Annotated in this window: 25 protein-coding genes and 1 tRNA gene; 14 read left to right on the top strand and 12 right to left on the bottom strand. The window is 67.6% G+C overall.

From position 1 onward, the window contains the following. Nucleotides 1-39: 39 nt before the first annotated feature. Nucleotides 40-122: transfer RNA gene (locus NCG93_RS03065), tRNA-Leu, on the bottom strand. 47 nt (nt 123-169) lie between these two features. Here NCG93_RS03065 and NCG93_RS03060 point away from each other — a divergent pair. Further along, a complete protein-coding gene (locus tag NCG93_RS03060; protein WP_109209425.1) occupies nt 170-793 on the top strand; it encodes an ANTAR domain-containing response regulator in 624 nt (207 codons plus the stop codon). Nucleotides 794-841: 48 nt separating this feature from the next. Here the strand turns inward: NCG93_RS03060 and NCG93_RS03055 are convergent, their stop codons facing one another. Then, nucleotides 842-1,276: a PaaI family thioesterase gene (locus NCG93_RS03055; protein WP_194415462.1), complete on the bottom strand. Its 435-nt coding sequence runs from the start codon at nt 1,274-1,276 to the stop codon at nt 842-844. A gap of 80 nt (nt 1,277-1,356) precedes the next feature. Between NCG93_RS03055 and polA the strand changes: the two genes are divergently transcribed. Continuing rightward, complete coding sequence (gene polA, locus NCG93_RS03050; RefSeq protein WP_194415463.1) at nt 1,357-4,014, top strand: DNA polymerase I; 2,658 nt, start codon at nt 1,357-1,359, stop codon at nt 4,012-4,014. 78 nt (nt 4,015-4,092) lie between these two features. Beyond that, nucleotides 4,093-5,766, top strand: coding sequence for a DUF885 domain-containing protein (locus NCG93_RS03045; RefSeq protein ID WP_194415464.1), 1,674 nt, complete (start codon nt 4,093-4,095; stop codon nt 5,764-5,766). A gap of 106 nt (nt 5,767-5,872) precedes the next feature. Here the strand turns inward: NCG93_RS03045 and NCG93_RS03040 are convergent, their stop codons facing one another. After that, nucleotides 5,873-6,523, bottom strand: coding sequence for a phosphoribosyltransferase (locus NCG93_RS03040; RefSeq protein ID WP_194415465.1), 651 nt, complete (start codon nt 6,521-6,523; stop codon nt 5,873-5,875). A gap of 89 nt (nt 6,524-6,612) precedes the next feature. Here NCG93_RS03040 and NCG93_RS03035 point away from each other — a divergent pair, with 89 nt between their 5' ends. The 3 genes from NCG93_RS03035 to NCG93_RS03025 are packed head-to-tail and all read left to right on the top strand — an operon-like array spanning nt 6,613 to nt 9,849. Further along, nucleotides 6,613-7,656, top strand: a complete 1,044-nt coding sequence (locus tag NCG93_RS03035; protein WP_194415466.1) for an LLM class flavin-dependent oxidoreductase — start codon at nt 6,613-6,615, stop codon at nt 7,654-7,656. Nucleotides 7,657-7,692: 36 nt separating this feature from the next. Further along, nucleotides 7,693-9,045: an MFS transporter gene (locus tag NCG93_RS03030; RefSeq protein WP_194415467.1), complete on the top strand. Its 1,353-nt coding sequence runs from the start codon at nt 7,693-7,695 to the stop codon at nt 9,043-9,045. A gap of 42 nt (nt 9,046-9,087) precedes the next feature. Further along, nucleotides 9,088-9,849: an SGNH/GDSL hydrolase family protein gene (locus tag NCG93_RS03025; RefSeq protein WP_194415468.1), complete on the top strand. Its 762-nt coding sequence runs from the start codon at nt 9,088-9,090 to the stop codon at nt 9,847-9,849. 22 nt (nt 9,850-9,871) lie between these two features. Here the strand turns inward: NCG93_RS03025 and NCG93_RS03020 are convergent, their stop codons facing one another. Beyond that, complete coding sequence (locus NCG93_RS03020; RefSeq protein WP_194415469.1) at nt 9,872-10,441, bottom strand: dihydrofolate reductase family protein; 570 nt, start codon at nt 10,439-10,441, stop codon at nt 9,872-9,874. A gap of 89 nt (nt 10,442-10,530) precedes the next feature. Here NCG93_RS03020 and NCG93_RS03015 point away from each other — a divergent pair, with 89 nt between their 5' ends. Together NCG93_RS03015 and NCG93_RS03010 are read left to right on the top strand one after the other, a co-directional pair. Continuing rightward, entirely contained in the window at nt 10,531-10,908 is a 378-nt protein-coding gene (locus NCG93_RS03015; protein WP_194415470.1) for an ArsR/SmtB family transcription factor, read from the top strand. After that, nucleotides 10,901-11,347, top strand: coding sequence for an SRPBCC family protein (locus NCG93_RS03010; protein WP_194415471.1), 447 nt, complete (start codon nt 10,901-10,903; stop codon nt 11,345-11,347). The genes NCG93_RS03015 and NCG93_RS03010 overlap by 8 nt, the downstream gene beginning before the upstream one ends. Nucleotides 11,348-11,369: 22 nt before the next feature. Here NCG93_RS03010 and NCG93_RS03005 read toward each other — a convergent pair whose 3' ends face one another. From NCG93_RS03005 to NCG93_RS02995, 3 genes are read right to left on the bottom strand one after another with little or no spacing between them, the layout of a single operon-like run. Then, nucleotides 11,370-12,710, bottom strand: a complete 1,341-nt coding sequence (locus NCG93_RS03005) for an MFS transporter (protein WP_194415472.1) — start codon at nt 12,708-12,710, stop codon at nt 11,370-11,372. A gap of 39 nt (nt 12,711-12,749) precedes the next feature. Further along, on the bottom strand, nt 12,750-13,640 hold the full coding sequence (locus NCG93_RS03000; RefSeq protein ID WP_194415473.1) for a hypothetical protein: 891 nt from the start codon (nt 13,638-13,640) through the stop codon (nt 12,750-12,752). Continuing rightward, complete coding sequence (locus tag NCG93_RS02995; protein ID WP_194415474.1) at nt 13,640-14,572, bottom strand: hypothetical protein; 933 nt, start codon at nt 14,570-14,572, stop codon at nt 13,640-13,642. The genes NCG93_RS03000 and NCG93_RS02995 overlap by 1 nt, the downstream gene beginning before the upstream one ends. A gap of 215 nt (nt 14,573-14,787) precedes the next feature. Between NCG93_RS02995 and NCG93_RS02990 the strand changes: the two genes are divergently transcribed. Continuing rightward, entirely contained in the window at nt 14,788-15,051 is a 264-nt protein-coding gene (locus NCG93_RS02990; RefSeq protein WP_194415475.1) for a DUF6458 family protein, read from the top strand. 38 nt (nt 15,052-15,089) lie between these two features. Here the strand turns inward: NCG93_RS02990 and NCG93_RS02985 are convergent, their stop codons facing one another. Together NCG93_RS02985 and NCG93_RS02980 are read right to left on the bottom strand one after the other, a co-directional pair. Beyond that, complete coding sequence (locus NCG93_RS02985; protein ID WP_194415476.1) at nt 15,090-15,797, bottom strand: GNAT family N-acetyltransferase; 708 nt, start codon at nt 15,795-15,797, stop codon at nt 15,090-15,092. A gap of 627 nt (nt 15,798-16,424) precedes the next feature. Beyond that, a complete protein-coding gene (locus tag NCG93_RS02980) occupies nt 16,425-17,081 on the bottom strand; it encodes a hypothetical protein (RefSeq protein ID WP_194415477.1) in 657 nt (218 codons plus the stop codon). Between the two features lie 244 nt (nt 17,082-17,325). Here NCG93_RS02980 and NCG93_RS02975 point away from each other — a divergent pair, with 244 nt between their 5' ends. After that, a complete protein-coding gene (locus NCG93_RS02975; RefSeq protein ID WP_194415478.1) occupies nt 17,326-17,547 on the top strand; it encodes a hypothetical protein in 222 nt (73 codons plus the stop codon). Between the two features lie 885 nt (nt 17,548-18,432). Here the strand turns inward: NCG93_RS02975 and NCG93_RS20440 are convergent. Then, complete coding sequence (locus NCG93_RS20440) at nt 18,433-19,035, bottom strand: GIY-YIG nuclease family protein (RefSeq protein ID WP_372495936.1); 603 nt, start codon at nt 19,033-19,035, stop codon at nt 18,433-18,435. 156 nt (nt 19,036-19,191) lie between these two features. On the opposite strand from NCG93_RS20440, the gene NCG93_RS02970 reads away from it, so the two are divergent. Beyond that, a complete protein-coding gene (locus tag NCG93_RS02970) occupies nt 19,192-22,134 on the top strand; it encodes a Clp protease N-terminal domain-containing protein (protein WP_194415479.1) in 2,943 nt (980 codons plus the stop codon). A gap of 298 nt (nt 22,135-22,432) precedes the next feature. Here the strand turns inward: NCG93_RS02970 and NCG93_RS02965 are convergent, their stop codons facing one another. After that, nucleotides 22,433-23,176, bottom strand: coding sequence for a hypothetical protein (locus NCG93_RS02965; RefSeq protein WP_194415480.1), 744 nt, complete (start codon nt 23,174-23,176; stop codon nt 22,433-22,435). Between the two features lie 10 nt (nt 23,177-23,186). Next, complete coding sequence (locus tag NCG93_RS02960) at nt 23,187-23,378, bottom strand: SNF7 family protein (protein ID WP_194415481.1); 192 nt, start codon at nt 23,376-23,378, stop codon at nt 23,187-23,189. A gap of 156 nt (nt 23,379-23,534) precedes the next feature. Here NCG93_RS02960 and NCG93_RS02955 point away from each other — a divergent pair, with 156 nt between their 5' ends. From NCG93_RS02955 to NCG93_RS02945, 3 genes are all read left to right on the top strand, one after another. Beyond that, nucleotides 23,535-23,756, top strand: a complete 222-nt coding sequence (locus tag NCG93_RS02955) for a hypothetical protein (RefSeq protein WP_194415482.1) — start codon at nt 23,535-23,537, stop codon at nt 23,754-23,756. 70 nt (nt 23,757-23,826) lie between these two features. After that, on the top strand, nt 23,827-24,300 hold the full coding sequence (locus NCG93_RS02950; RefSeq protein ID WP_194415483.1) for a hypothetical protein: 474 nt from the start codon (nt 23,827-23,829) through the stop codon (nt 24,298-24,300). 151 nt (nt 24,301-24,451) lie between these two features. Continuing rightward, nucleotides 24,452-24,952 carry a 2'-5' RNA ligase family protein gene (locus NCG93_RS02945; protein ID WP_194415484.1) on the top strand — a complete coding sequence of 167 codons (501 nt, stop codon included), beginning with the start codon at nt 24,452-24,454 and terminating at the stop codon, nt 24,950-24,952. Nucleotides 24,953-25,016 lie beyond the last annotated feature (64 nt).

Raw genomic sequence — 25,016 nt, 5'->3', positions numbered from 1 at the left:
CTCTCATCGAGGCATCCGCTCTTCGGGATGGTTTGTTCGTGCCGGTGGTGGGAGTCGAACCCACACGCCCTTGCGGGCAACCGAGTTTGAGTCGGTCGCGTCTGCCATTCCGCCACACCGGCCCGCGCGGCATGCCGCGCGTCCGCGAACGACCATACCGTAGGATTCAATGGTGACTGAGCAGGAGCAGACCGCCGCATCGACGGCATCCACCCCCCGTCGAGTCGTCGTTGCGGAGGACGAGTCGCTCATCCGGCTCGACATCGTCGAGATCCTCCGCGACAACGGATTCGACGTCGTGGGAGAGGCCGGAGACGGTGAGACGGCGGTGGCCCTGGCCACCGAGCTGCGTCCCGATCTCGTGATCATGGACGTGAAGATGCCCCAGCTCGACGGCATCTCGGCGGCCGAGAAGCTGAGCAAGAACCACATCGCCCCGGTCGTGCTGCTGACCGCCTTCAGCCAGAAGGAGCTGGTCGAGCGCGCGAGCGAGGCCGGCGCCCTCGCCTATGTGGTCAAGCCGTTCACCCCGAACGACCTGCTGCCGGCGATCGAGATCGCCCTCGCCCGGTACGAGCAGATCATCACGCTCGAGGCCGAGGTCGCCGACATGGTCGAGCGCTTCGAGACCCGCAAGCTCGTCGACCGCGCGAAGGGCCTCCTCAACGAGAAGATGGGCCTCTCCGAGCCCGAGGCGTTCCGCTGGATCCAGAAGGCCTCGATGGACCGCCGCCTCACCATGCAGGATGTCGCGAAGGCGATCATCGAGCAGCTGGCCCCCAAGAAGGGCTGACGCCACTTTCTTGAGAGCGGATGCCGCGGGTCGCGGCATCCGCTCTTCTCATGCCTGCGCGGGCAGGTCCTTGATGTGGTTCGTGATGCGCACCGTCGAACAGCGGCGGCCCTGATCATCGGTCACGACGATCTCGTGCACGGTGAGGCTCCGGCCGAGATGGATGGGCGTGCAAACGCCGGTGACGTAGCCGGAGGTCGCCGAACGCGTGTGCGTGGCATTGATGTCGACGCCGACGGCGAGCCGGCCGGATCCGGCATGGAAGTTCGCGTGCATCGAACCGAGCGATTCACCGAGGACCACGTAGGCGCCGCCGTGGAACAGTCCGACGGGCTGCGTGTTGCCCTCGACCGGCATGCGGGCCACGGCGCGATCGGGCGTGAATTCGAGCCATTCGAAGCCCATCTTCTCGGCGAGCGCACCGATGCCACGGCCCAGCGCCCACTCGATTCCGTCGACGGCCGCGGGGGAGTGGTCGGGCATGGCTCACCTTCGGATCGGGGCGGCAGTGGGGCGCTGCGACGCGGAAATCGACTGTCGTGGGCCCTGACTAGGCTTACAGGGTGACGGACTCCGCAAAGCCTACCCTTCTCGTCGTGGACGGCCATTCGCTGGCATATCGGGCGTTCTACGCCCTCCCGGTCGACAACTTCTCGACGAAGGACGGGCAGCACACCAACGGGATCTACGGGTTCCTGGCGATGCTGATCAACCTGATCAAGGCAGAGAAGCCGACGCACCTGGCCGTGGCGTTCGACACGTCGCGCCAGTCGTTCCGCACCCGCGAGTACACCGAGTACAAGGCCAACCGCTCCGAGACGCCGTCCGAGTTCAAGGGGCAGATCCCGCTCCTGCAGGACTGCCTCGCCGCCATGAGCATCCGGGTGCTGCAGCAGGAAGACATCGAGGCCGACGACATCCTCGCGACGCTCGCCGTGCAGGGCGTCGAACAGGGTTTCCGGGTGCTGGTGTGCTCGGGCGACCGCGACACCATCCAGCTGGTCAACGACGACGTCGTCCTGCTCTATCCGAACGTGCAGGGCGTCTCGCAGCTCAAGCGCTACGACCGCGCCGCGGTCATGGAGCGCTACGGCGTGCCGCCCGAGATGTACCCCGATGTGGCAGCGCTCGTCGGCGAGACGAGCGACAACCTGCCGGGAGTCCCGAAGGTCGGGGAGAAGACGGCAGTGAAGTGGCTGAACCAGTTCGGCTCGCTCGATGCGCTCCTCGAGGGGGCGGACACCATCAAGGGCGTCGTCGGCGGCAACCTGCGCGACCACGTCGAGGACGTCCGCCGCAACCGTCGCCTGAACCGTCTGATGACGGACGTCGAGCTGCCGCTCGGACCCGACGACCTCGAAGTCCAGCCGATGGACGCGCAGGCTGTGCGCGACATCTTCTCGCGCCTCGAGTTCAAGACCCTGATCCCGCGCGTCGCCGAGCTCGCGGGGATCGAGCAGCAGATGGCCGCCGTCAGCTCCGCCGCCGCAGAGCTCGCGCCGGTCGCCGCGGAGCTGCCCCCGGCGGAGTTCGCGGCCTGGGTCGAGGAGCACACCGGTGAGCTCGGCGTGACGATCGCGGTCGAAGGCGGGCTGCCCGCGCGCATCGGCGTGGCGACCGGCGCAGCCGCGGCCGAGGCATCCTGGACTCCCGAGCTCGCCGCCGCACTCGAGCCGTGGCTCGCCTCCGACGCGCCGAAGGCGTTCGCCGACGCGAAGCCGCAGGTGAAGGCGCTGCGTCGCGCCGGCCTGCGCGTGGGCGGGCTGGCGTTCGACGTGATCATCGCCGGCTGGCTGCTGCGTCCGAGCTTTCCCGACAAGACGCTGGCCGATCTGGTCGACCGCTACCTGGACGAGAAGCTGCCCGAGGCCGATCCCACGCAGCTCGTGCCCGAGACGGAGGGCGCCACCACCGGCCAGCTGTCGTGGTACCTCATGCGGGTCGTCGCTGCCGTCAGGGCGGAGCTGCCCACGAGCGTCGCGACCGTCCTCACCGACATCGAGCTGCCGACGCTGCACACCCTCGCCGACATGGAGCTCGCCGGCGTCGCGGTCTCGCACGAGCGGCTGTCGCAGTTCTCCGGAGAGCTCGGCATCCGCGCGGACGCGCTGGCGCAAGCGGCGTACACGGCGATCGGCCGCGAGGTGAACCTCGGCTCGCCGAAGCAGCTGCAGGAGGTGCTGTTCGAAGAGCTGCAGCTGCCCAAGACGCGCAAGACCAAGACCGGCTACTCGACGGATGCGGCAGTTCTCGCCGATCTGCAGGAGTCCAACCCGCATCCGTTCCTCGACCTGCTGCTCCAGCACCGCGAGGCGACCAAGCTGCGTCAGATCATCGAGTCCCTCGACAGCGCCATCGGCGGCGACCGCACGAGCGGCGCCGACGGTCGCATCCACACCACCTACGTGCAGACCGGCAGCCAGACCGGGCGTCTGTCGAGCACCGATCCGAACCTGCAGAACATCCCCATCCGCACAGAGGAGAGCCGCCGCATCCGCTCCGCGTTCATGGTGGGCGAGGGCTACGAGACGCTGCTCACCGCCGACTACTCGCAGATCGAGATGCGCATCATGGCGCACCTGTCGGAGGACCCCGGGCTGATCGAGGCGTTCAACTCCGGCGAGGACACGCACCGCTTCGTCGGGTCGCGGGTGTTCGGAGTCGCTCCGGAAGACGTCACCCCCGCGATGCGCACGAAGGTCAAGGCCATGTCGTACGGGCTCGTCTACGGGCTGTCGGCGTTCGGGCTCTCCAAGCAGCTGCGCATCGACCAGGCGGAGGCGAAGCAGCTCATGATGGAGTACTTCGCCCGCTTCGGCGCCGTACGCGACTACCTCCGCTCGTCGGTGGAGCAGGCGCGTATCGACGGCTACACCGAGACGATCTTCGGCCGCCGCCGCCCGTTCCCCGATCTGGCCAGCCCGAACCGCGTGCTGCGCGAGAACGCCGAGCGTGCCGCGCTCAACGCTCCCATCCAGGGCAGCGCCGCCGACATCATGAAGATCGCGCTGTTCCACATCCACGACGACTTCGCCGCCCAGCAGCTGCACTCCCGGGTGCTGCTGCAGATCCACGACGAGCTCGTCATCGAAGTGGCACCGGGGGAGTGGGATGCCGCGGAGCACGTCGTCCGCACCCGCATGGGCGGTGCCGCGCAGCTCACGGTGCCCCTCGACGTGCAGATCGGCCGCGGCGACGACTGGAACGCGGCCGGGCACTGATCACACGGGCTCGCCGGTCGCCCGCGGAACCGGGCACCTCGTTTGTCGGCACCGCGTCTCATGCCTAGGCTCGGATCCATGACAGACGAAACCCGCACGCCCACGCAGATCGACAAGATCGCAGATGCGTGGGTCGACACCCTCGCCGAACTCGAGCCGACGCTCGCGACGTACATCGGCCGGTCCGAGTACAACGACCGGTTCGGCGACTACAGCCCCGCCGGCCAGGAGGCGCTCGCCGACGAGGGCCGCAAGACGCTCGCCGCCCTCGAGGCCGCCGAGACGGCCGACGATGTCGACGTCGTGACGAAGGACGACGTCTCGCGCGAGATCCGCCTCGCCCTGGACCTGCACGATGCGAAGTGGCATCTGCGCGACATCAACGTCATCGCCTCGCACGCACAGGACATCCGCTCGGCCTTCGATCTGATGCCGACGGCGACCAACGACGACTGGTCGGTCATCGCCACCCGCCTCGGCGCCGTGTCGGGTGCGATCGACGGCTACGTCGCAACGCTGCGTGAGGGCATCTCGCAGGGCGTCGTCCCCGCTCGTCGCCAGGTGACCGAAGTCGCGACGCAGATCGCCCGCTACACGGCGGACGGAGGCTTCTTCGCGACGTTCGCCGCGGAAGCCGCGCCCGAGGAGGGCCAGCTCCCGGCGTCGCTCGCTCGCGACCTCTCCGACAACGCCAACGCGGCGCGCGTCGCCTACGACGAGCTCGCTTCGTTCCTCACCGGCGAGCTCGCGCCCGCCGCGAGCGAGGAGGACGCGGTCGGCCGCGAGCTGTACGCACTGCACTCGCGGCGATTCCTCGGTGCCACGATCGACCTGGACGAGACCTACGACTGGGGCGTCGAAGAGCTCGCTCGCATGGTGGCGGAGCAGGAGTCGATCGCGAACGAGATCAAGGCCGGCGCCTCGGTCGAAGAGGCCGTCGCGTTCCTGGAGCAGGACACCAGTCGCAAGCTGTATGGCACCGACGCGCTCCAGAAGTGGATGCAGGAGACGAGCGACCGTGCGGTCGCCGAGCTCGGCAAGACGCACTTCGACATCGCTGAGCCCATCCGCAAGCTCGAGTGCATGATCGCACCCACCAAGGAGGGCGGGATCTACTACACCGGCCCGACCGACGACTTCTCCCGCCCCGGCCGCATGTGGTGGTCGGTGCCCGAGGGCGTCGAGGAGTTCGACACCTGGCGCGAGCTCACCACGGTGTACCACGAGGGCGTCCCGGGCCACCACCTGCAGATCGCCCAGGCCGTGTACAACCGCGCGCAGCTGAACACGTACCGTCGCCTGCTCGGTGGCACCTCGGGTCACGCGGAAGGCTGGGCACTGTACGCCGAGCGCCTCATGGAGCAGCTCGGCTACCTCTCCGATCCTGCTGACCAGCTCGGGATGCTGGACGGTCAGCGCATGCGCGCCGCGCGCGTCGTGCTCGACATCGGCGTGCACCTCGGCAAGCAGCGACCCGACGGCCAGGGGCCCTGGGACGCCGACTTCGCGCTCGACTTCATGCTGCGCAACGTCAATATGCCCGACGAGTTCGTGAAGTTCGAGGTCAACCGCTACCTCGGCTGGCCCGGACAGGCCCCGTCGTACAAGGTCGGCCAGCGCATCTGGGAGCAGCTGCGCGACGAGGTCGCCGAACGCGAGGGCGACGCCTTCTCGATCAAGCAGTTCCACAAGCGCGCCCTCGACATCGGAGGCGTCGGACTCGACACGCTCCGCATGGCGCTCTCGCGCTGACAGTCCGGTCGTTGAGCGAGCGAGGAACGAGCGAGACGAAACGCCCTGCACCCGGCGCAGCCCGTCGGCCCGATGCGTTTCGTCTCGGTCGTTGGCGCTCCCTCGCTCAACGACCGTTCTCGGTCGCTGAGCCTGTCGGAGCGCCACCGAGCAGCGCCATGACCTCGGCGTCGCTCGTCTGCCGGAAGTCGTCGTAGTACTCGCCGACCGCCCAGAAGTCCGACTCCCGGTGCGGGCACACGAAGTCGTCGACGGCGTCCGGCGGCGGGGCGAACCTCTCCGGCGCGACCGGCACAGCCAGCACGACGCGCTCCGGCTCCCGCGCCCGCACCGCCCGGCACGCCGCCACGGCGCTGGCGCCGGTCGCGACGCCGTCGTCCACGACGAGCGCCGTGCGCCCGGTGACCTCCCGTCCCCGCGAACCGTACGCCTCCATCCTCCGCGCGAGTTCGTCACGCTCCACCGCTTCGACGCGCTCCAGGTCCTTCGACGACATCCCTGCCCAGCGCAGTGCGTCGGGCGTCACGATGCGCACGCCGTCGGCGATCGCACCGACGGCGAACTCCTCGTGGCCGGCCGCCCCGAGTTTGCGCACCACCACCGCATCGAGCTCCAGACCGAGCGCGTCGGCCACCGCAGCGGCGACCACCACGCCGCCGCGAGCGATGCCCAGGACGACGGCATCCGTCCCCCGCCACTCCTGGAGCGCCGCCGCGAGCTCCCGCCCGGCGGCCCGGCGATCTGCGAACAGGGCCATCCCTCCACGCTACGCTCGCGTCGTGCCTGCGTCTGGGGAATGCCCTGACCGCCGAACAGGTTCATGCGAGTGAATAGAAGGAGCACGCCATGACCTCGATCGACCCCGCCACTCTCGAACTCGGCCTCGACACGTTCGGCGATCTGACCCGCGACGCCGACGGAGAGCTGGTCAGCGGCGCGCAGACCATCCGCAATGTCGTCGACCAGGCGGTGCTCGCCGACCGCGTCGGACTGTCGTTCTTCGGCGTGGGGGAGCACCACCGGCGCGAGTTCGCGGTCTCGAGCCCCGAGATCGTGCTGGCTGCGGCCGCCGCGCGCACGGAGCGGATCCATCTGGGAACCGCGGTCACCGTGCTTTCGAGCGATGATCCGGTGCGCGTATTCGAGCGATTCTCGACGCTCGATGCGGTGTCGAACGGTCGCGCCGAGGTCATCCTCGGGCGCGGGTCGTTCATCGAATCCTTCCCGCTGTTCGGGTACGAGCTGCGCGACTACGAGGCGCTCTTCGACGAGAAGCTCGATCTCTTCTCACAACTGCTCACCGAGAAGCCGGTGACGTGGAGCGGCACGATGCGCGCCTCTCTCGACGCCGCCGACGTCTTCCCGAAGACCGAGAACGGGCTGCGCGCGTGGGTCGGCGTCGGGGGCACACCGGAGTCGGCGGTGCGCGCCGCGCGATACGGCTACGGGCTCATGCTCGCCATCATCGGCGGTCCGTCCGCACGCTTCCGGCCTTTCGCCGACCTCTACCGCCGCTCGCTCGACACCTTCGACCAGCCGCAGCTGCCCGTCGGCGTCCACTCGCCGGGACATGTCGCCGAGACCGACCAGCAGGCGTGGGACGAGGCCTACGAGGGCTTCGAGGCGATGAACAACTCCATCGGCCGCGAGCGGGGCTGGCCGACCTACAACCGGCTCCGCTTCCAGCATGACGTCGGCCCCGAGGGTGCACTGTACGTCGGCTCGCCGGAGACGGTCGCCCGCAAGATCGCCGACACGATCCGGACGCTGGGTGCCTCGCGCTTCGACATGAAGTTCTCCACCGGCACGCTCTCGCACGAGAAGATGCTCCGCTCCATCGAGCTCTTCGGCACCGAGGTGGCCCCGCGCGTCCGCGACATGCTGTCGTAGCGCCCGCGGCGGCTCCGGCATCCGTAGCATGACGCTATGACGGATGCCGCAACCCGCGCGTCGACGCTCTCAGAGCGCCTCGACCGACTGCCGTTCACCCGCATGCACCTGCGCGTGCTCACCGGTTCGGGGCTCGGCTGGGCGTTGGACGCGATGGACGTCGGTCTGATCTCGTTCGTGATCGCCGCCCTGGCCGCGCAATGGGACCTGGCGCCGAGCGAGACGGCGTGGATCGCGTCTATCGGCTTCGTCGGCATGGCCGTCGGCGCGAGTGTCGGCGGACTCCTGGCCGATCGCTTCGGGCGGCGCCAGGTCTTCGCCCTCACGCTCCTGCTGTACGGCGTGGCGACGGGCGCGAGCGCGCTGGTGGGCGGGCTGGCGGCCCTCCTGGTGCTGCGCTTCCTGGTCGGACTCGGGCTGGGTGCCGAGTTGCCGGTCGCGAGCACCTACGTCAGCGAGTTCGCCCCCGCGCGCATCCGCGGCCGGCTCATCGTGATCCTCGAGGCGTTCTGGGCGGTCGGCTGGACGCTCGCCGCACTGATCGGCTACTTCGTGATCCCGGCGTCCGAGAGCGGCTGGCGGTGGGCCTTCGCGCTCGGGGCCATCCCGGCCGCCTATGCGCTCATCGTGCGGTGGGGACTGCCCGAGTCCGCCCGTTGGCTGGAGCGACGGGGCCGCTTCGGCGAGGCCGAGGCCGTCGTCCGCACGTTCGAGGAGTCGGCAGGATCGTCCGCGGCGGCCTCGGCGCCGGAGCGCGCCGACGTGCCGCCCGCCGCGGCGACATCGCTCGGCCAGCGCCTGGGCGCGCTCTGGGCGCGGGAGTTCCGCGTGCGGACGGCATGCCTCTGGCTCGTGTGGTTCTGCGTCAACTTCTCGTACTACGGCGCATTCATCTGGATCCCGTCGATCCTCGTGGCCCAGGGGTACGACCTGGTGCGCTCGTTCGGTTTCACCCTGGTGATCACGCTCGCTCAGCTGCCGGGCTACGCCGTCGCCGCGTGGCTGATCGAGGTGTGGGGCCGCCGGCTGACGCTCTCGGTCTTCCTGGTCGGCTCTGCCGTGTCGGCGGTCTTCTTCGGCACCGCCGCCGGGCCGGGCGCGATCATCGCGGCAGGCATGGCCCTGTCGTTCTTCAACCTCGGGGCGTGGGGCGCGCTGTACGCCGTCAGCCCCGAGATGTACCCGACCTCACTGCGTGCGACCGGCACCGGATGGGCAGCGGGTGTCGGACGCATCGCCTCGATCGTCGCGCCGTTGGTCGTGCCCGCACTGCTGCTCGCGGGCGGCGCGCCGGTGCTGTTCGTGGTCTTCGCCGTGTTCTTCGCCATCGCTGCCGCCGCCGCCTGGGGGCTCGTCGACCGCCGCGGCGCGGCGCTCGACGACCGGTGACCGTGGCAGGACGCTCCCGGGAGCGGTCGTAGGCTGGAGCCCGTGGCATCTGTTCGGTACGTCGCGATCGGCGACTCCTTCACCGAGGGCGTGGGCGACGAGCTCCCTGACGGGCACGTGCGCGGCTGGGCCGATCTCGTCGCGCAGGGCTGGGCGGATGCCCTGGGCGCGCCGATCGAATACGCCAACCTCGCGATCCGCGGCAAGCTGGTCTGGCCCATCGTCGAACAGCAGCTCGAGCCGGCGCTGGCCCTGAAGCCGACCCACCTGTCGTTCAACGGTGGCGGCAACGACATGCTCCGTCCGCGCACGAGCGTCGCGCACGTCCTCGCCGCCTTCGAGACGGTGCTGCGTCGCTGCGACGAAGAGGGCGTGCGCCTCATCGTGCTGTCGGGCGCGAACCCCACAGCGCAGCTGCCGCTGCGACGCGTCATCCAGCGACGCGGCGACCTCCTCTCCTACGCCGTGGAGTCGCGCCTCGCTGCGCGCACCGACGTCGTGCAGGCGTACAACTGGTTCGACGAGGAGCTCGCGACCCCGCCCTACTGGTCGGAGGACCGTCTGCACATGAACTCCCGCGGTCATCACCGCGTCGCTGCGCGCGTGCTCGACGCGCTCGGCGTGGAGCCGCCGCCGGACTGGTGGTCGCTGCCCCCGCTGCCCCCGATGGGCGCGCGCGGTGCGGCCTACTACCGGGAACATGTCGGACCTTGGGTGCGCCGGCGCCTCACCGGCACCTCGTCGGGCGACGGTCGCGAGCCGAAGTTCGGTCAGTGGAGCGACGTCTCTCCCGCGCCGCGCTGACCAGCGCCGAGCCGACTTCTCATCACGCCGCGCCGCCGCGAACCGCGTAGGTGAGCTCGGCGAACGCACCGGCCTGGCGCGCCGCGGTCAATTCGAGGCGGTCTGGACCGAGGTTGCGGGGGAGGAGTGGCTTGCCCGACGACAGCGTCGCGGGCGCGACGGACACCCGGATCTCGTCCAGGAGGCCGGCGTCGGCGAATTGACCGGCGAGATCGCCGCCGCCGACCACCCAGACGTCACCGTCGCCCGCCGACTCGCTGATCTGCGGCCAGACATCGCGGACGTCTCCGGCTGCGAACCGGATGTCGACGCCCGGCACCACGGGCTGCTTCTTGTGCGAGAACACCCATGTCGGACGACTGCCGTAGTACGACGGCCACTTCTCGGGATGCGCCACGAGGTCTTCGTGCTCCAGCACCCAGCGATACGTCGACGAGCCCTGCACCAGCACCCCGATCCCGGACAGGAAACGCTGGAAGTCGTCGTCACCGCCCTCTCCACCCGGCGCGGCGAAGAGCCACTCGAGCGAGTCGTCATCGTCTGCGAGGAAACCGTTCAGTGTCGTGGCGGTGTAGAAGATCACACGAGGCATGCCGCTCACGGTAGCCCCCACTTCCGACAGACGCTTGACGCTTATTCAACTCGACGGTATTGTACTAAACGGTTGAACACGGAGGAGACATGACAGACGCACTGAGCCTGACGTTCTCCGCCCTTGCCGATCCCACGCGGCGCGCGATCCTCGCGCGGCTCAGCGAGGGGGAGGCGACGGTGGGACAGCTGGCCGAGCCCTTCGACATGACGTTCGCCGCGGTGTCCAAGCACCTGCGGGTCCTCGAAGGGGCGGGGCTGGTCACGCGGGGCCGCAACGCCCAGTTCCGGCCCGCTCGGCTCGACGCGCGACCCCTGGCCGCGGCATCCGATTGGATCGGCGGCTACGCGCAGTTCTGGGACGACAGTCTCGGCGCACTCGACCAGTACCTCAACGCCCTGCAGCAGCTGGGAGCACCGACAGGCGGCGCCGCCGCACCCCTCGAGAAGGAGAACGACCATGACTGAGTACTTCACCGTGACGCGCGCCCTGCGAGCACCCCGCGAACTGGTGTTCGAGGCGCTCACCAAGCCCGAGCACTTCGCCGTGTGGTTCGGCACGGCAGCCGTCGAGGTGCCACAGGACAGCCTGACGATGGAGGTGCGCCCCGGCGGCGCCTTCCGCGCGGTCATGCTGCTGCCCGACGGCAACCGGATCGACTGGGCGGGGGAGTACCAGGTCGTCGATCCGCCCTCGCACCTCGCGATGACGCTGACCGACCAGCCCGGCGACGACACCGGCCTGCCCGTGCTGTTCGATCTCGAAGAGATCGGCGACGGCACCGTGCTCACCATCCGCCAGGACCGCAGCGACTTCACCGACGAGCAGGTGGCGGCGACGATCGCGGGCTACAACGCGTTCGTCGACGACATCGAGGATGTTCTGGAGACGCTGCAGACCGCCTGACAGCCGGCCTCCCCGCGGGCGATCAGACGCGACGACGGCGCGGCGCCCGCGGGGGATCCATGCCCAGCCGGATGCGGGTGCGCTTGCGTTCGATCACGATGAACACGCTGCCGATGAGCCACAACGGCACCTGCATGAGGAACGCGATGCGGAACGCGTCGAGGTTGTAGGTCGCGGGCGTGCCGGCGCCCTGCAGATCGAGCGCCAGCCCGATGAGCAGGATCGCGAGGAGCGCCGCGAGGAAGCCGCCGGCGTTCGTCACCCCGGTCGCGGTGCTGAGCCGGTGGGACGGGTTGTGCGTGCGCGCGTGGTCGAACGCGATCATCGACGCCGGGCCGCCGGTCGCAAGGGCGACCGCGAGCGCCAGGAGGAGCCACAGCGGCGCCGGCCCCGGATACGCGATCACGGCGAGCCACGCGACCGCCTGCACCGCCACCGTCGGAAGCACCAGAGCGCGGGAGCGGAGGTGCGGCACACGCCGCGAGATCTCGCCCATGACCGGTCCCAGCGCCATACCCACCACGACGTACAACGACATGATCGACGCGGCCTGCGCGGTCGTGCGCCCTTCGCCCGCGGTGAGGAACGGCATGCCCCACAGCAGCACGAACGCGGTTCCGGCGAACGGCGTCGTGAAATGCGACCAGAAGGCGAGGCGGGTGCCGGGATGCGCCCAGGCGGCACGGATGCCGACCCCGGTGTCGACCGAGGACGTCACGACGCGGATCGCACCGGTGTCGGTGTCGACCGACACGTCCTCGTCGCGGTCGGGAGGATGGTTGCGGATCAGGACGAACACCAGGATCGCGAACAGCACGCCGAGCCCCGCGATGCTGCCGAAGGTGATCGTCCAGGATGTCGCGTGGAGCAGTGCGGCGAGGGGGATGAGCGCGACGAGCTGACCCGATTGGCCCACGATGCCGGTGAGCTGCACCATGATCGGTCCGCGCTGTGCTGGGAACCAGGTGGCGATGAGGCGCAGCACGCCTGGGAAGACCGCGGCGTCACCGGCGCCCAGCAGCATCCGCGCGAGGATGGCGACACCGACGCTGGGCGAGACGGCCATCGTGAGCTGTCCGGCCGCCATCAGCAGCATCCCGATCGTCATGATCGGCCGTGCCCCGTAGCGGTCCAGAAGCACGCCTACCGGGATCTGCATGCCGCCGTAGACGGCGAGCTGGACGACCGCGAACAGCGAGAGGGTGGCGGCGTCGGCGTCGAATCGGGCTGCCGCCTCGACGCCGACCGCACTCAATGAGGAGCGGTTCGTGATCGCGAGGACATATGCCGCCACGCCGACCGTCCAGATCGCCCACGCCCGCAGTCCCGGCCCCGCCGCGCGAGAGCGGGACGGAGTGATCACCGTTCCACAGTAGTCACCGGGATCCGCCCTGACGGGCGCTCAGTTCTGGAACTCGTAGCGCACGCTGCCGTCGTCGGGCATGACGATCACTCGACCGTCCCGCGGATTCCATCCGTCGTTCAGGAAGAAGATGCGACCTCCGCTGACCACGAGAAGCCGCAGGCCGGTGTAGCGGAACAGCGGCGCCTCGGCGGTGCCCTCCGTCGCGCCGACGACACCCCCGCCGGCGATCGAGAGTGCCGCATCGCTGTACACGGTCGCCCGCGGCAGCGTCTCTATGCTGCGCTCGTAGCCGGCTGCCAGCCCCTGACCGACGGCCTCCGCGTAGTCCGCCGTCCCCCAGAAGAGCAGCAGCGTCACCAGGATGGTCACGAACGTCGTCTCCAGGACCCGTCGACGCCGCATCAGAGAAGCCGCCGCCGCCGCGCGGGCGTACCGGTGGATCCGCATTCCCCACGCGGCGAAGAGCACGCAGCCGGCGATCAGATAGGGATGAAGCGGCAGCGCGGCATCCGGCGCAGTGAGGGCGATGACGAAGAGCACGACCGCGCCCGTGGTGCCGGCGATGATGACGATGAGCGCCCCGCGGCGGATCGCCGGGATCGCCTTTCCGGCATCGACCGCGGCGCGAAGCGCCTGGTCGAGCGCGTACCACCCGATGGCCACGATGGTGAGCAGCGTGAGGGGGAGGAAGAGCGAATTGATGCTGCGCAGCATGTAGTCCTGCGGGGAGTAGCCGAACAGGCTCACGTCGAGGCCCATGGCTTTGGCTTGCGCGTTGGAGCGCGCCCAGCCGAAGTAGAGCAGCAGGGCGGCGGCGATGGTCACCGGCGGGCCGACGGCCGAGATGGCCTTGAGCGTGCGCGACCACGGATCCAGGGCCGGCTCGGCGGACTCTGACCGCTCCCGCACCTCGTCTGCCGAAGGCATCAGGGCACCGTCGGCGTGGGTGTGGGCTCGCCGGGCTCTTCGGGCTCTCCGGGGTCGGTGGGAGTCGGGTCGGTGCCGGATGGACTGCACTGGTCCTCGAGATGCTGGTAGGTCACCGTGCCCACGAGTTCACCGGCGGCGGTGCGCGCCTCGATCGTCGAGACCTCGTCCGGCTCGCGCGCCGGCATCTCGAAGTACAGATGCTCGCGCTCGCCGACGGTGAGGCTCACGTCCGCGCCGTCGACCGTCAGGACGGTCGTCGGCAGAACCCGCGCGTCGAGCACGAACCAGCGAGTGTCGCATGACCCGCTCCCACCCGACGGCTCCTGCTGCTGGACACCGTAGAGCTCCTGCTTGCATGCCGTTCCCTGCGCGGGAGCCGTGCGGATGTCCTGCAGCTCGGGATGCTGAGCGTGGAATTCGACCGCTCGCTGCAGCATCCGGTATACGGCCTCGGCGTGGCATCCGTCCGCCGGTGGTTCGGATGCCTCTTGGAGCGCCGTCACCTGCGCCTGCGCTTCTGTCCAGTCGGCGGCGTCCCCACCCGCCACCGCCGTGCACACCGCCTCGGCCGCCGACCAGAGCGGCGCCCCGGAGCCGTCTCGGACCGCGGCATCCAGACCGGCGCAATCAGCGTCGCGCAGCAGCAGGTACCAGCTCTGCTGAGGCGGATCGCCCGGCGAGGCCGGGCCGGCCGGCACCCACGGGAGCACCGGATCCGACGCGCCCGGTTCGTCGGGCCCCGCCGGACCCACGGGTCCCGACGAACCGGCGCCCGGCGCCCCGGTGTGCTGCTCGCTGCCGGAGCCGCCCCCGGCCGGCCCACCCGGCCCGCAGGCGGAGAGAGCGATCGCGGCCGCGAGGATTCCGGCGCAGGCGATGGCACTCACCGCGAGTCTGCTGCGGCGCGAGATGCTGCCCGACGTTGTCACGGTCCGCTCCTGTCCGCAGGAGAGCGTCGCGCGCTCCGGGCGGTGCACGCCACGGCCTCTCGTCTTTGAGAAGGAACGAAATGCGGGGGAGGTGATACATGGCGCGTCTGTCAAGCCCCTCATCGAACCCCGGGTGATGGGCAAGGGTAGCGGTGGGACCACGCGTCCCGGGACAGGGGAGGGCTGATCGCCGCGCCCCGGAAAGGACACCTCGCATGAGTATTGGAGCAGGCATCGCCCTCTTCGCGATCGGAGCGATCCTCGCGTTCGCAGTGAACGTCGAAGTCGAATGGGTGAATCTCGACATGATCGGCTACATCCTCATGGGTGCCGGAGCCGTCATCTTCATCGTCGGAATCGTTCTGCTGGCGCGCCGCCGCCGGTCGGACACGGTGACCCGCACCGCCGTCGACCCGAGCGTCAACGAGCAGGTGACACGCCGGAGCACGAGCACGACCGACGACGCCGCCGGACTCTGACGATCACGCTGACCGCGGGCGCTATGGCGCGCCCGCGGTCAGTGCTGTCCGGCCTCAGCGCCACCAGGCGTCGACTCGAGCTGGGCTAGAAGCCCCTCGACCCCGTGGAGCTCGACGGTGCCGCCCAGGCGCTGGGCGTGGTCGGACCGAACGGATTCCCAGCGCTCCCGCGACATGACGTAGTGATTGTGAACCACGGCGGCGCCCTCGCGGGCGACGTGGGACGCGCCGCCCCGGGCGTACCCCACGCGTTCCGAGACGGCGTTCGATGCGCCGTTGTCCACGAAGGCCCCTGACATCGCCTCTCGTGCACCCAGGCCCTCGAATGCCAGATGCAGAGCCAGCATCCGCATTCTCGTCCCGATTCCGCGTCCTTGGTGCGCGCGGCCCAGCCACGATCCCGTCGTGACATTCCGCAGCACCGGCCAGTCCTTCGCGGTGAGCCCCTGGATGCCCACGGGTGTCCCGTCGTGCAAGACCGCCAACTCGAGGACGAAGGCTGTGGGGGAGATCCGATTGCGGATACCCCACTGGTAGGCCAGCACGCTGCGGGCCACCTCGTCGGCCGAGCCTCGCGACCACGGATGCTCGAACGGCATCATGTCGGCATCATGGATGCCGCGTCCGGCCAGTTCCGAGAGCTCGACGAGCAGGTCGTCGTCGATCCAACGGAGTTCGAGGTCGCCGGCACGTACCCGCACAGCAGAAGCGGGCCAGAGCCGGGCGAGGGCGTCGGAGTGCGGCATCCCGGAAGTCTGCCAGACCGCGCGGCCTACTACGGCCAAGGCGAGCTCAGGAGTCGAGGGCCGGCCATTCCGCGAGAACCTCCCGCGCCCTGGCGGCCACGGTGTTGAGCAGCCGCTCGGCCGCCGCCACGTCGTCCGCGTGCTCGCGCCGCTGTCCGAGGAGGAGGGGAGACGCTGATGACGCTGCTCACGAAGCTGCAACCTTTGCCGAAGCTTGCTGAGAAGCGCGCTACTCGACTCCTCACCAAACGTACGTCTGGGGCCGAACGTTTAGGCCTCCTGAGCGCGCAGTATCACCGGGCAGGCTAAACGTGCATTCATGCCGTTCTCAAGGTGCCAGAGCGGGTGCAGACTTCTACAGCCGCCTGTAAGAGTGGTCGAGCAGATCAGGCGGCCGGTACGAACACCGCTGCGATCTGGTCGCTCGTCCCCGGATCATCGGTAACGTGCTCGTCCTCTTTGCCTGGTGGCTCACAGCTGCCGGCAGGGTCGCAGCGCTCATCTGGTACGGCGTGGGCTACGGCAGCAGCAATAGGAGCAGTCGCCGCAATTCGAAGGACCCTCTATCCACGGTGGCTGACTGCGATAGAGGGACCGCGTCCCGACGGAACCATTCTGAGGCGGGACTCAGTCGGCTGGTGCGGGAGGGTGAACGAAGACATCCACGGTGTCCTGGCGCAGGTGAAGGCTGATGACGCTGCCGTCCGCGAGCCAATCACCGAAGCCGTCTTCCGCCTCCGCCAACACCCTCATGTGGAGCGCGAGCTCGATCGCGGGAGGCTGGCACTGGTATTCGAATCGACCGCCCTCACGGTCCCAGGCGAGGAGGCAGTTGTCGCCGGTGTCCTTCTCGACGGACCAGACCGTCATGTCGCGGTACCCCTCGAATTGGCGCAGCGTGGACATGTCCGGATCGCCTACGTCTCCAGTCAGCGCCTGGATGAGACTGAAGTCGGTTTGGGCCGCGGTCGATTGCAGCGTCGCATCCGGGTGCGGCGAGAGGATCCAGATAGCGGCGTAGAGGACGACGGTGACACTCACGACCGACCCCACCATCCACCACGCGCGGCTTTGCGTCAGCGCCGGAAGTCGCCACTCCTTCTGCCGGGGGCGCTCGCCTGAAGTCGTTGGGACCACCGGCTCTGCTTTCGGCGCCACTGGGCCGACCGCGGCGTTCTCGCTCCTCGGCGCGTCATGGGCCGCGCCGTTGTCGACAGACGCAGTAGTGCCGACGGGGGTCGCGGCGGCGACATGAGCCGCTTCGAGCTCGATGAGCCTCGCCATCGCCACAGGGTCGTCCCCGATGTCGGAGTCTGGTCCATATGCCCGTGCGCGCAATACGTCCAACTCCCGCGCCCCGTCAGCCGCTGAAGCCTCAGCCGCGCGTCGCCGTACGCGCTGAAGCTCTTCCCCCTCGCGCCCGGCCGACCCCCCAGGGGCGTCCATGCCCTCATTATCCGCTCGACCGAGGCACGACGATAGGGAGCTCGAGAGTGGCCGATATCACCCTGCGCAATACGATGACCGCATGATGGCAGAGCTCGCGCACGAGTCGGCGGGGCACAATCGACCCACGATCATCGCGATCTGGGGCGGCGCGGGAGCGGCTTTTATCGGACTCTGGCTCATGCTTCCCGTTGCACTGATCGCCCTCCTCACAGCATGGAGCAGTTGGCAGTTCGAAGTCTCGCCTGCGATGGCGTCGAAGTTCCGGCTACCGTCTGGACCATCGGACCCGTCTTCGCAGTGACCATCGCCATCTACGTGCTCCCCGTCCGACGCGCATAGCCGTCGACATGGCTGCTGGGGAAGCACTTCATCGCCGAGAACAGACTCGGAGCGGATGCGATTTACGTCAAGGGACGTATGCCGAGCCAGCTGCCACCGCCAGGTACGCCCACGCCAGGAGGCCGATGCTGACGAGAGCAACGACCGCGATCGTGGCACCCGAGGGCCACCTACTGCCGTCCACGGAGGCTGCGCTAGCCGCCCCGCAGATCAGAAATGCCAACGTCAGCAACTGCAAGGCGATGCTCAGCCCCACGGTCAAAGCGGCTTCGTCGTCCCGAATTGAGAAGGTCAGCACCACCGCTGCCGCGGCGGCGCAGAACAGCGCTGCGGTTGACCACGCTGCTACGGCGAAACCTCCGTTTGACGCCCCTGTTCCGCGGATGGGCGCCCTGGGGGCTTCGTCGCCTTCAGAAAGGCTCCCACCGCGCAGGACATCATCAAACGACTGATTCGGCCGGTCCAAGGTCCCAAAGCTCCGATTCGAGTTCACTCACCAGCGAGGTTTCTAGCCCGCACCCTACGCCCCCTAAGCAAATTGAAGCGACTTACCGCGCGGTCACTCCGTCGCTGAGCAGCCGGTCTACTCGCCGATGGCCTCCTGTAGCCAGATGTCGATGTCGGCGAGTTCGTCCAGGTTCTTCTGACGCTCATGCGGAGTCGGCGCTCCCGCCAGGGACACGATGAAGCTCGTCAGCCGCGGCGGGGCACGACCTCAGGACCACGATCCCGCCGAATAGGCGAATGTCGATGAGCACCGCCCGCACACCGGCCCGCCTGCGGGCGCCGAGCGGAAGCGGACCGGTATCCGCTCGCCAGACTTGGCGATCCGGATGTTGGTTTGACCTTATGGCGTCCAGATTGACCGAGCTCGAGCACCCGCCTTGTGCTCCGCTCGCAGCGCCCGGTTGACCGGGTAATACGCGTGCTCGGAGTTGTGGTCGATGTTGAGTGGAACCCGCACTGCATTGATCACCGCAGGCTCAAGCTCCCAGGGCGCGGAATGCTCGAGGGTGGCAACGCGTGCGTGTTTCGCCATCCACTCGGAGAGGAGCGCTTCACCGGTGGGCGTAAACGTGAGACGGTCTCCGCTCCCGACCCGGGTCAGGACGATACCTAGTTTGGCTGCGAGGTGGCACCCAAGAGTGAGGCGCAACGTGGAGCCGGCTGCATTTCCCCGACAGTGGTATCGGATCCGCGTGCGCAAGTTCTGACGGCTCGGCGCTTTGCCGTTAGCTGGCGGTCGGCCCGGCGAGATACCCACATATAGAAGCGCGCCGTGTTCGGTGACGTGACAGTCACTGACTGAGACACCCGGCGGGGCTTCGTCGAAGTACCAGGCGTAGAGCCCGGGCTTCGCGGGAACGCTCGACGGGCGACTCAAGACGCTCGCTCTGGTGTGGACCGTGGCGGGTCGCAGGAGAGCGTCGACATCCGCGATTGATGACATGGCAGAACTGTACGGCCAGCCACGCTCAAGCGAACTGTGAGGCATGCGTCATATGGGCCGGCGCATGTGTTCTCCCCTCCCCGCGACTGATGGCCACCATCTGATGTGCATTTGCGGGAAACTGGACCCGAATTCGGCGGCAACGCAGGGAGACCGATGTTCGAGCGATTCACCGACCGCGCGCGTCACGTGATCGTCCTCGCCCAGGAAGAGGCGAAGACACTCAACCACAATTACATCGGCACCGAGCACATCCTGCTCGGCCTCATCCACGAGGGTGGCGGCGTGGCCGCACAGGCGCTTGAGAGTGTCGGCATCTCGCTTGACGCTGTGCGCGAGCGAGTCCAAGCGATCGTGGGCCAAGGGAATGACGCGCCGACCGGCCACATCCCGTTCACTCCGCGTGCTAAGAAGGTGCTCGAGCTTTCGCTACGCGAAGCGGTGCTACTCAGCCACAATTACATCGGCACCGAGCACATTCTGCTCGGCCTCATCCACGAAGGCGACGGCGTAGCGGCGGAGATACTCGTAGCGCTCGGCGCCGACCTTGATGGCACGCGTGAAGTGGTCCGAGCTCTCATGACTTCGTACGAAGACCGGGCCACGGCCAGGGCTGGCGATCTAGTGGACCAAGCGTTCGGAGGTCGGCTCGTCAGTCTGACGCAACTCTCCGACCGGTGGGACGAGACAATAGAAGGTCGCAACTTCGAGGACGAGATCGCGCGGATCATGGTGATCTTAGCGAGAAGGGAATCCAGCAACGCGGTGATCTTGGCGGAACCCGGCGCGGATGGCCGTGCCCTCCTTCTTGCACTTGCCAGGAAGTTCCGCGATGGGTCTCCCGATGCCCGCTACCGAGAACTCTACGAACTCGACCTAGGCCGTGCAGAGGCCGCTGATGGCGAGGAGGATCTGAGCAAGCTGCCGGATGCCATCACTCACGAGGCGGCGGCCGGATCCGTATTCTTCGTTCCCGACATCCACGCGCTGGCGACGGAAAATCCCAACTCGCTTGCGGCGGGGGTCCGCAAGCGCCTGATTCGTGGCGAGATCCGGATAGTCACCATCCTGACCGAGGAGGGTTACCGAAGCGCAATTCGAAACGTCAGTGATCTCGATGGGTTGTTCGACACGGTGACGCTCGCCCCGCCGACCCTGGAAGACGCGATGACCTGGCTGAAAGGCATGCGCGATCGATACGAAGCACACCACAAGATTCAGATCACCGACTCGGCCGTCGTCGCTGCAGCGATTGTTGCCGACGCTTACCTGGACGAGGGTGACCTCTACTCCCGAGCGCGGGCCTTGATCGACCGAGCCGGCGCACGGCTGAGGATTGCGATGAGCAATCCTCCGGTAGACCTGCGTGAACTCGACGACAAGATCGCCGCTGTCCGCATCCAGAAGGAGAAGGCGTCTGAAGACCAGGACTTCGAGCTAGCAGCCTCGCTTCGCGATCAAGAGAAGCAACTACTGGCACAGCGTCTACGTCAGGAAAAACTCTGGCGGTTAGAGGGCGTCGATGCATCAATGCATGCGGTGGTGGACGAAGACATGGTCCTGTCGACGGCCGTCGAACTGACTGGCGTCTCCGAGACTCGCCTTCGCGCCAGCGTCGCGGGCCGGGCGGCGCGCGATGGTCAGCTCGCGGCGTCAGGGGACTACCGCATCTTGAATGATCGGCCCGTCATCATGGACGCCGACGATCTCCTAGGCACGAAAGCGACGGCCAAGCGCCTAGCCGCCATCCTCAACGCATCACGCCACGCGGCCCCGTTCATTCTCGCGATCGACGGCGGTTGGGGGGTGGGAAAGAGCAGCCTGTTGCGTCTGATTGAGGCCGAACTCACCGACTCCAATGTCGTCACCGTGCCGTTCAACGCGTGGACTGCGCAGGGCGAGCTCGCATTGGAGAGCTTGGTCAAGTCAGTGCTGGTGGAACTGGACCCGTGGGTGCTGCGACGGTGGGTTCGGAAAGCCGCGCGGCAGCGGCACGTCTCAGTGATCGCCCGAGTTGTGGCGTCGATCGGCGCCCGACTATTGGGCGCTTCCCGTTTGGTGGATCAATTCTGGGCGCAGGCCGGTGCCAGCGATGAGCTTCGCAACAACCTGCGGTCTTCGATTGAGGGCATGCTGCAGGAGTGGGTCGACTCCGATCCTCGAGGAGGCGGTAAGCGCAGCCTGATCGTCTTCGTCGATGATCTCGACCGATGCGCGGAAGATACGGTCGTCCGGATGTGTGAGGCGATGAAGCTCTACCTCGACGCGCCCGGCCTGATATTCGTCCTGGCCTGCGACCTGTCCGTGCTCGCTGACGGGGTATCGTCCACCACCGGACTATCCGAGCGCGCGGGGCGAGCCTATCTGGAGAAGATCATCCAGGTGGCATACCGTCTTCCACCGCCAAGCGGTGAGCACATCCGGCGACTCATAGACGCCTACACACAGGAATCAAGAACGACAGCACTGGTCGATCCCATCATCGTTGAGATCCTCGCAGAACAGGCGGGTCGTAATCCGCGCAGAATCAAGCGCATCCTGAACAGTTTCGTCCTGACGAGCGACCTCGACCCGATGTGGCACGTCTATCCGCTCGACCCGACGCACGCCTTGACTGCCAATCTGCTTCAACACATCTACCCGCAGGTGTATGACTTCATCGTCAGTCCGGACGCCGGCAACGATCCCATCGGAGCGTTCCTGGACTTCGCCACATTGAAACGGCGAGCGACAGAAATCCCGCGCGCAGATGACCCCTGGTGGGGAACGGCGACGCGAGTCTTTCGTCGCGCAGGCCTTCCGGTGCCTCGTCATGAAGCGGGCGCCGACATTACAAACGAGGTGCTTCTGGTGGAGCGAACACTTCCGCAGGGGTTCCCGGAGTACGCCAGAAACGAAGAGCTGATCAGGTTGCTTCGCGGCGTCGGCAACGTCAACACCCGGATCGCGATGCGCTCGCAACTGATCAGTAGCCCGCTTCCCGCGCAGCCGGTTACACAACCATCATCGACCGACGAAGCCTCACCTGGGACTCCATCCACTTCTCGTGGCGCTCCGTCGAGCCAAGCGCTCCCGAGCCGGTCCACCGCTGGTTCCTAGTCGCACAGTGCGGGGCCATCGCGCCGTCTGACGCAACACAGCAGAGCAGGGCGATGGAACAGGCGCGTCGCGCGAGTCTGCTTTGGCCATGCACGCGCGTGTGAAAGGCGTCCATGCCTGCCCGCGCTCTCCGGCCGCTGGGGCGTGGCGATCCGCCGCGCGTCGGCAAGCCGCCGCTCTCTGCAGACGCGACGTCCTAGTCGCGCACGCAAGAGGACCGACTTGCGGGCAACACGTTGGCAAGCTCAGTGGGCGAGAGCGGCATTCGACCCGGCAGCGCGACGCTACCGCTAGGCGATCAAATCGCGCGAATTCGATCCGCTCGGAGGTCCGGTTCAGGCATGCCCGACCGGGTCCAAACCACCTCGTAGCCCATCTTCCGCAGTTCTGCGATCGCAGCAGCCGGATTGTCGGTAACCGCGGCGCGGAGTTGCATCTCGCGCCAGTGATGACGCCCTTCTTCGATCGCTGCTCGCGCCGTCGGGCGCATGTCAATTCCGAACTCCGCCCAGAGCATGTCGATGACATCTTCAAGGCAGGGCCGAAATCGATGCCCACCGACCGGGAAATGGAGGTCAGCAAGTCTCGGAGTCAAGCCCTGCGACGCTCGCTTCTTGTGCAGTTTTCCTCTGCGTGCAGCGCCCGTCTGAAGCAGCTCGTTGGTGACCGCATCATGGTCGAAGTGCACGTTGTAATGCGCTGCGGGGATGTTGGATCCAGCGTCGCGAACGTAGTCGACCGTGAACAGCGGCCGCGCCACTTGCCAGGGTCGGACGCGGAGTGCCGAACGGAGAACTGTCGCGCGCTGGGAGGTTGGGCTCATGACTAGGTCGAGGTCCACCTCGAGCTGCAGGCGAGGAGTTCGGTCGATCTGTAGCTCAATTCCGCCGCGAGCTGCCGAGGCGACAGACATACGTCCGCCGCCGTCGCGGAGCTTCGTAGCTGTCGACGTGAACCCAAGGTCACCGACCGGCAGAATGCGAGCGAGTCGTTCCATCAGATCGAGTGCGAAGGCATTCGCCTCTTCCTGGAGGGGATCCACCGGGTTACGGTCATCGCCCCGCGAGGAACTCGAGACGCTCGAGTTCGCGGAGGACCTCAAGCTCGTCGATCGTCAGCTCGTAGGCGTACGCACGGCTACGCAGCTCCGATACCGACACGCCGACCTGGTCGAGAAGTTCGCGATGACGTGAGTCGACTTCGTCCAGAGAGAGAATCTCTACCGTCACTTCCCCTGTGGTCATGGCGACAGAATGCCAGTGGCCCCCGACATCGCCAGGCACCAAGCGGCGTGTTGGCCAACCTGTGGAAGTGACGGAGCCGCGATGATACCGCGCGTCACCGACCGGACTACGTGCGAGACGTTGCTGACCTTCGCATCTCACGGCAGAGTGGCCACCATGCGGTACACCACTCCTGCGATCGTCCTCGTGGTCGCCTCCGCGATTTTCGTCGGCGCGATGTGGCTCGCAACAACGGCGAACTGGGGTCCCCTGCTTCTCGGTGGAGTTGCTCTCGCGATCGCCTCGTTCGTCGCTGCCGCGTGGGCCGTCGGCAGGATCCGTCGGACACGGGCGATCACACCCGAGGCGATCAGCACGCCACCCGATATGCCCGAGTAGAACGGGTACCGCGAGGCCTACAACAACAGCGGCGTCCAACTCGGCTCGGTGGATTCGTGAGGAGCGAGACATGAAGAAGCGAACGATCATCGTCGGCGCGCTCGTCGCCGCGGCCGGTCTGGTGGCAGTCGGCGGGTTGGCTGCGTCTGGCGGAGCACCCAGCAACCCTGAAGCAGGACCCCTGCCCGAGGGTGTCACAGTCGTCACGCAGCAGGTGTACGACGACGCCTTCGCCAAGTTGGAAGCCTGCATGAACGAAGGCGGCGCCGAGCTTGCCGGCACGCGCGTCGTCGGCAGTGTGTACGACTACGCCATCCCGGCCCAGTACGAGCCGGTCTACGAAAAGTGCTATGTCGACTTCGCACCGGTCGACTTCCAGTGGCAGATCGCCCATTCGTACGAGTCCGAAACATTCATCCGGTACCGCGAGTGCCTGACTGACATGGGCATCGAGCCGGGCAAGGACGCTGACAGGGTCTTGGCACAGGTCAAGGAGAGCGGCATGGACGTCCGGAAGTGCTTCGAACCCGCAACGAACGGGTGAAGTGCACACCACGCTGTCCCGTCCGAACTCACGGACAGGACAGCGCATTCGAATACGCGGTCGCGATTAGGCAGGGTCGCAGGTCACGTCGTGCGCGGTGAGGGACCGGCTACCGCACCACCTTCCGGGACTGGTCGGGAACACTGGATATGTGCAGAAGGTCGTAGGTCAGCAACTCTTCGTCGTGGTCGCGCTCTTCGACCCACTCGGCGTCGGAATGACCTTTGACCGTCGTGAGTGGCCCGCACACGTCACTCTGGCGTCGAACTTCGTGGTTGGGGAGCCCGGCGTGCGTCTTGCGCGGGCAGTGAAAGAAGCCTGCGCCGGTTACGGACCGATGTCGGTTCGCTTCGCCGGCCGTGCGATGTTCGGCCGCGATCGGACTGTCCCTGTTCAGCTCCTGGATTCCGCGCACCTTAACGACATGCACGAGCGTCTCGCAGATCGCGTGGAGGTCGTGCCCGGCTTTGCAGCAGCCGACCCCGACTACTGGCGTGCCGGTTACCGCCCACACATGACTCACGTGCCGACCGTCACCGTCCACGACGGCGACACCAGACAGATGGCGTACGTCGCTGTCGCCGCGCTGACCGAGAACACGGCAACCCTGACGGCAGCCTTCGTCCTCTCGCGCCCGCCCGACGGCGAATGAGACACGCGCCCGGATGCGGACCGGCCCGCGGGCGCGCAACGCGCCTCAGGTGTGAGGATCGGAG

This window comes from Microbacterium yannicii (assembly GCF_024055635.1).
Taxonomy (GTDB): Bacteria; Actinomycetota; Actinomycetes; order Actinomycetales; family Microbacteriaceae; genus Microbacterium; species Microbacterium yannicii.
This window is presented reverse-complemented; position numbering and strand designations above follow the sequence as displayed.

What these genes read in the sequence shown, in the direction of transcription:
- NCG93_RS03060 (WP_109209425.1), top strand. Translation starts at nt 170, where the DNA reads ATGGTGACTGAGCAGGAGCAGACCGCCGCATCGACGGCATCCACCCCC.
- NCG93_RS03055 (WP_194415462.1), bottom strand. Translation starts at nt 1,276, where the DNA reads ATGCCCGACCACTCCCCCGCGGCCGTCGACGGAATCGAGTGGGCGCTG.
- NCG93_RS03045 (WP_194415464.1), top strand. Translation starts at nt 4,093, where the DNA reads ATGACAGACGAAACCCGCACGCCCACGCAGATCGACAAGATCGCAGAT.
- NCG93_RS03040 (WP_194415465.1), bottom strand. Translation starts at nt 6,523, where the DNA reads ATGGCCCTGTTCGCAGATCGCCGGGCCGCCGGGCGGGAGCTCGCGGCG.
- NCG93_RS03035 (WP_194415466.1), top strand. Translation starts at nt 6,613, where the DNA reads ATGACCTCGATCGACCCCGCCACTCTCGAACTCGGCCTCGACACGTTC.
- NCG93_RS03030 (WP_194415467.1), top strand. Translation starts at nt 7,693, where the DNA reads ATGACGGATGCCGCAACCCGCGCGTCGACGCTCTCAGAGCGCCTCGAC.
- NCG93_RS03020 (WP_194415469.1), bottom strand. Translation starts at nt 10,441, where the DNA reads ATGCCTCGTGTGATCTTCTACACCGCCACGACACTGAACGGTTTCCTC.
- NCG93_RS03015 (WP_194415470.1), top strand. Translation starts at nt 10,531, where the DNA reads ATGACAGACGCACTGAGCCTGACGTTCTCCGCCCTTGCCGATCCCACG.
- NCG93_RS03010 (WP_194415471.1), top strand. Translation starts at nt 10,901, where the DNA reads ATGACTGAGTACTTCACCGTGACGCGCGCCCTGCGAGCACCCCGCGAA.
- NCG93_RS03000 (WP_194415473.1), bottom strand. Translation starts at nt 13,640, where the DNA reads ATGCCTTCGGCAGACGAGGTGCGGGAGCGGTCAGAGTCCGCCGAGCCG.
- NCG93_RS02990 (WP_194415475.1), top strand. Translation starts at nt 14,788, where the DNA reads ATGAGTATTGGAGCAGGCATCGCCCTCTTCGCGATCGGAGCGATCCTC.
- NCG93_RS02985 (WP_194415476.1), bottom strand. Translation starts at nt 15,797, where the DNA reads ATGCCGCACTCCGACGCCCTCGCCCGGCTCTGGCCCGCTTCTGCTGTG.
- NCG93_RS02980 (WP_194415477.1), bottom strand. Translation starts at nt 17,081, where the DNA reads ATGGCGAGGCTCATCGAGCTCGAAGCGGCTCATGTCGCCGCCGCGACC.
- NCG93_RS02975 (WP_194415478.1), top strand. Translation starts at nt 17,326, where the DNA reads ATGATGGCAGAGCTCGCGCACGAGTCGGCGGGGCACAATCGACCCACG.
- NCG93_RS20440 (WP_372495936.1), bottom strand. Translation starts at nt 19,035, where the DNA reads ATGTCATCAATCGCGGATGTCGACGCTCTCCTGCGACCCGCCACGGTC.
- NCG93_RS02970 (WP_194415479.1), top strand. Translation starts at nt 19,192, where the DNA reads ATGTTCGAGCGATTCACCGACCGCGCGCGTCACGTGATCGTCCTCGCC.
- NCG93_RS02960 (WP_194415481.1), bottom strand. Translation starts at nt 23,378, where the DNA reads ATGACCACAGGGGAAGTGACGGTAGAGATTCTCTCTCTGGACGAAGTC.
- NCG93_RS02955 (WP_194415482.1), top strand. Translation starts at nt 23,535, where the DNA reads ATGCGGTACACCACTCCTGCGATCGTCCTCGTGGTCGCCTCCGCGATT.
- NCG93_RS02950 (WP_194415483.1), top strand. Translation starts at nt 23,827, where the DNA reads ATGAAGAAGCGAACGATCATCGTCGGCGCGCTCGTCGCCGCGGCCGGT.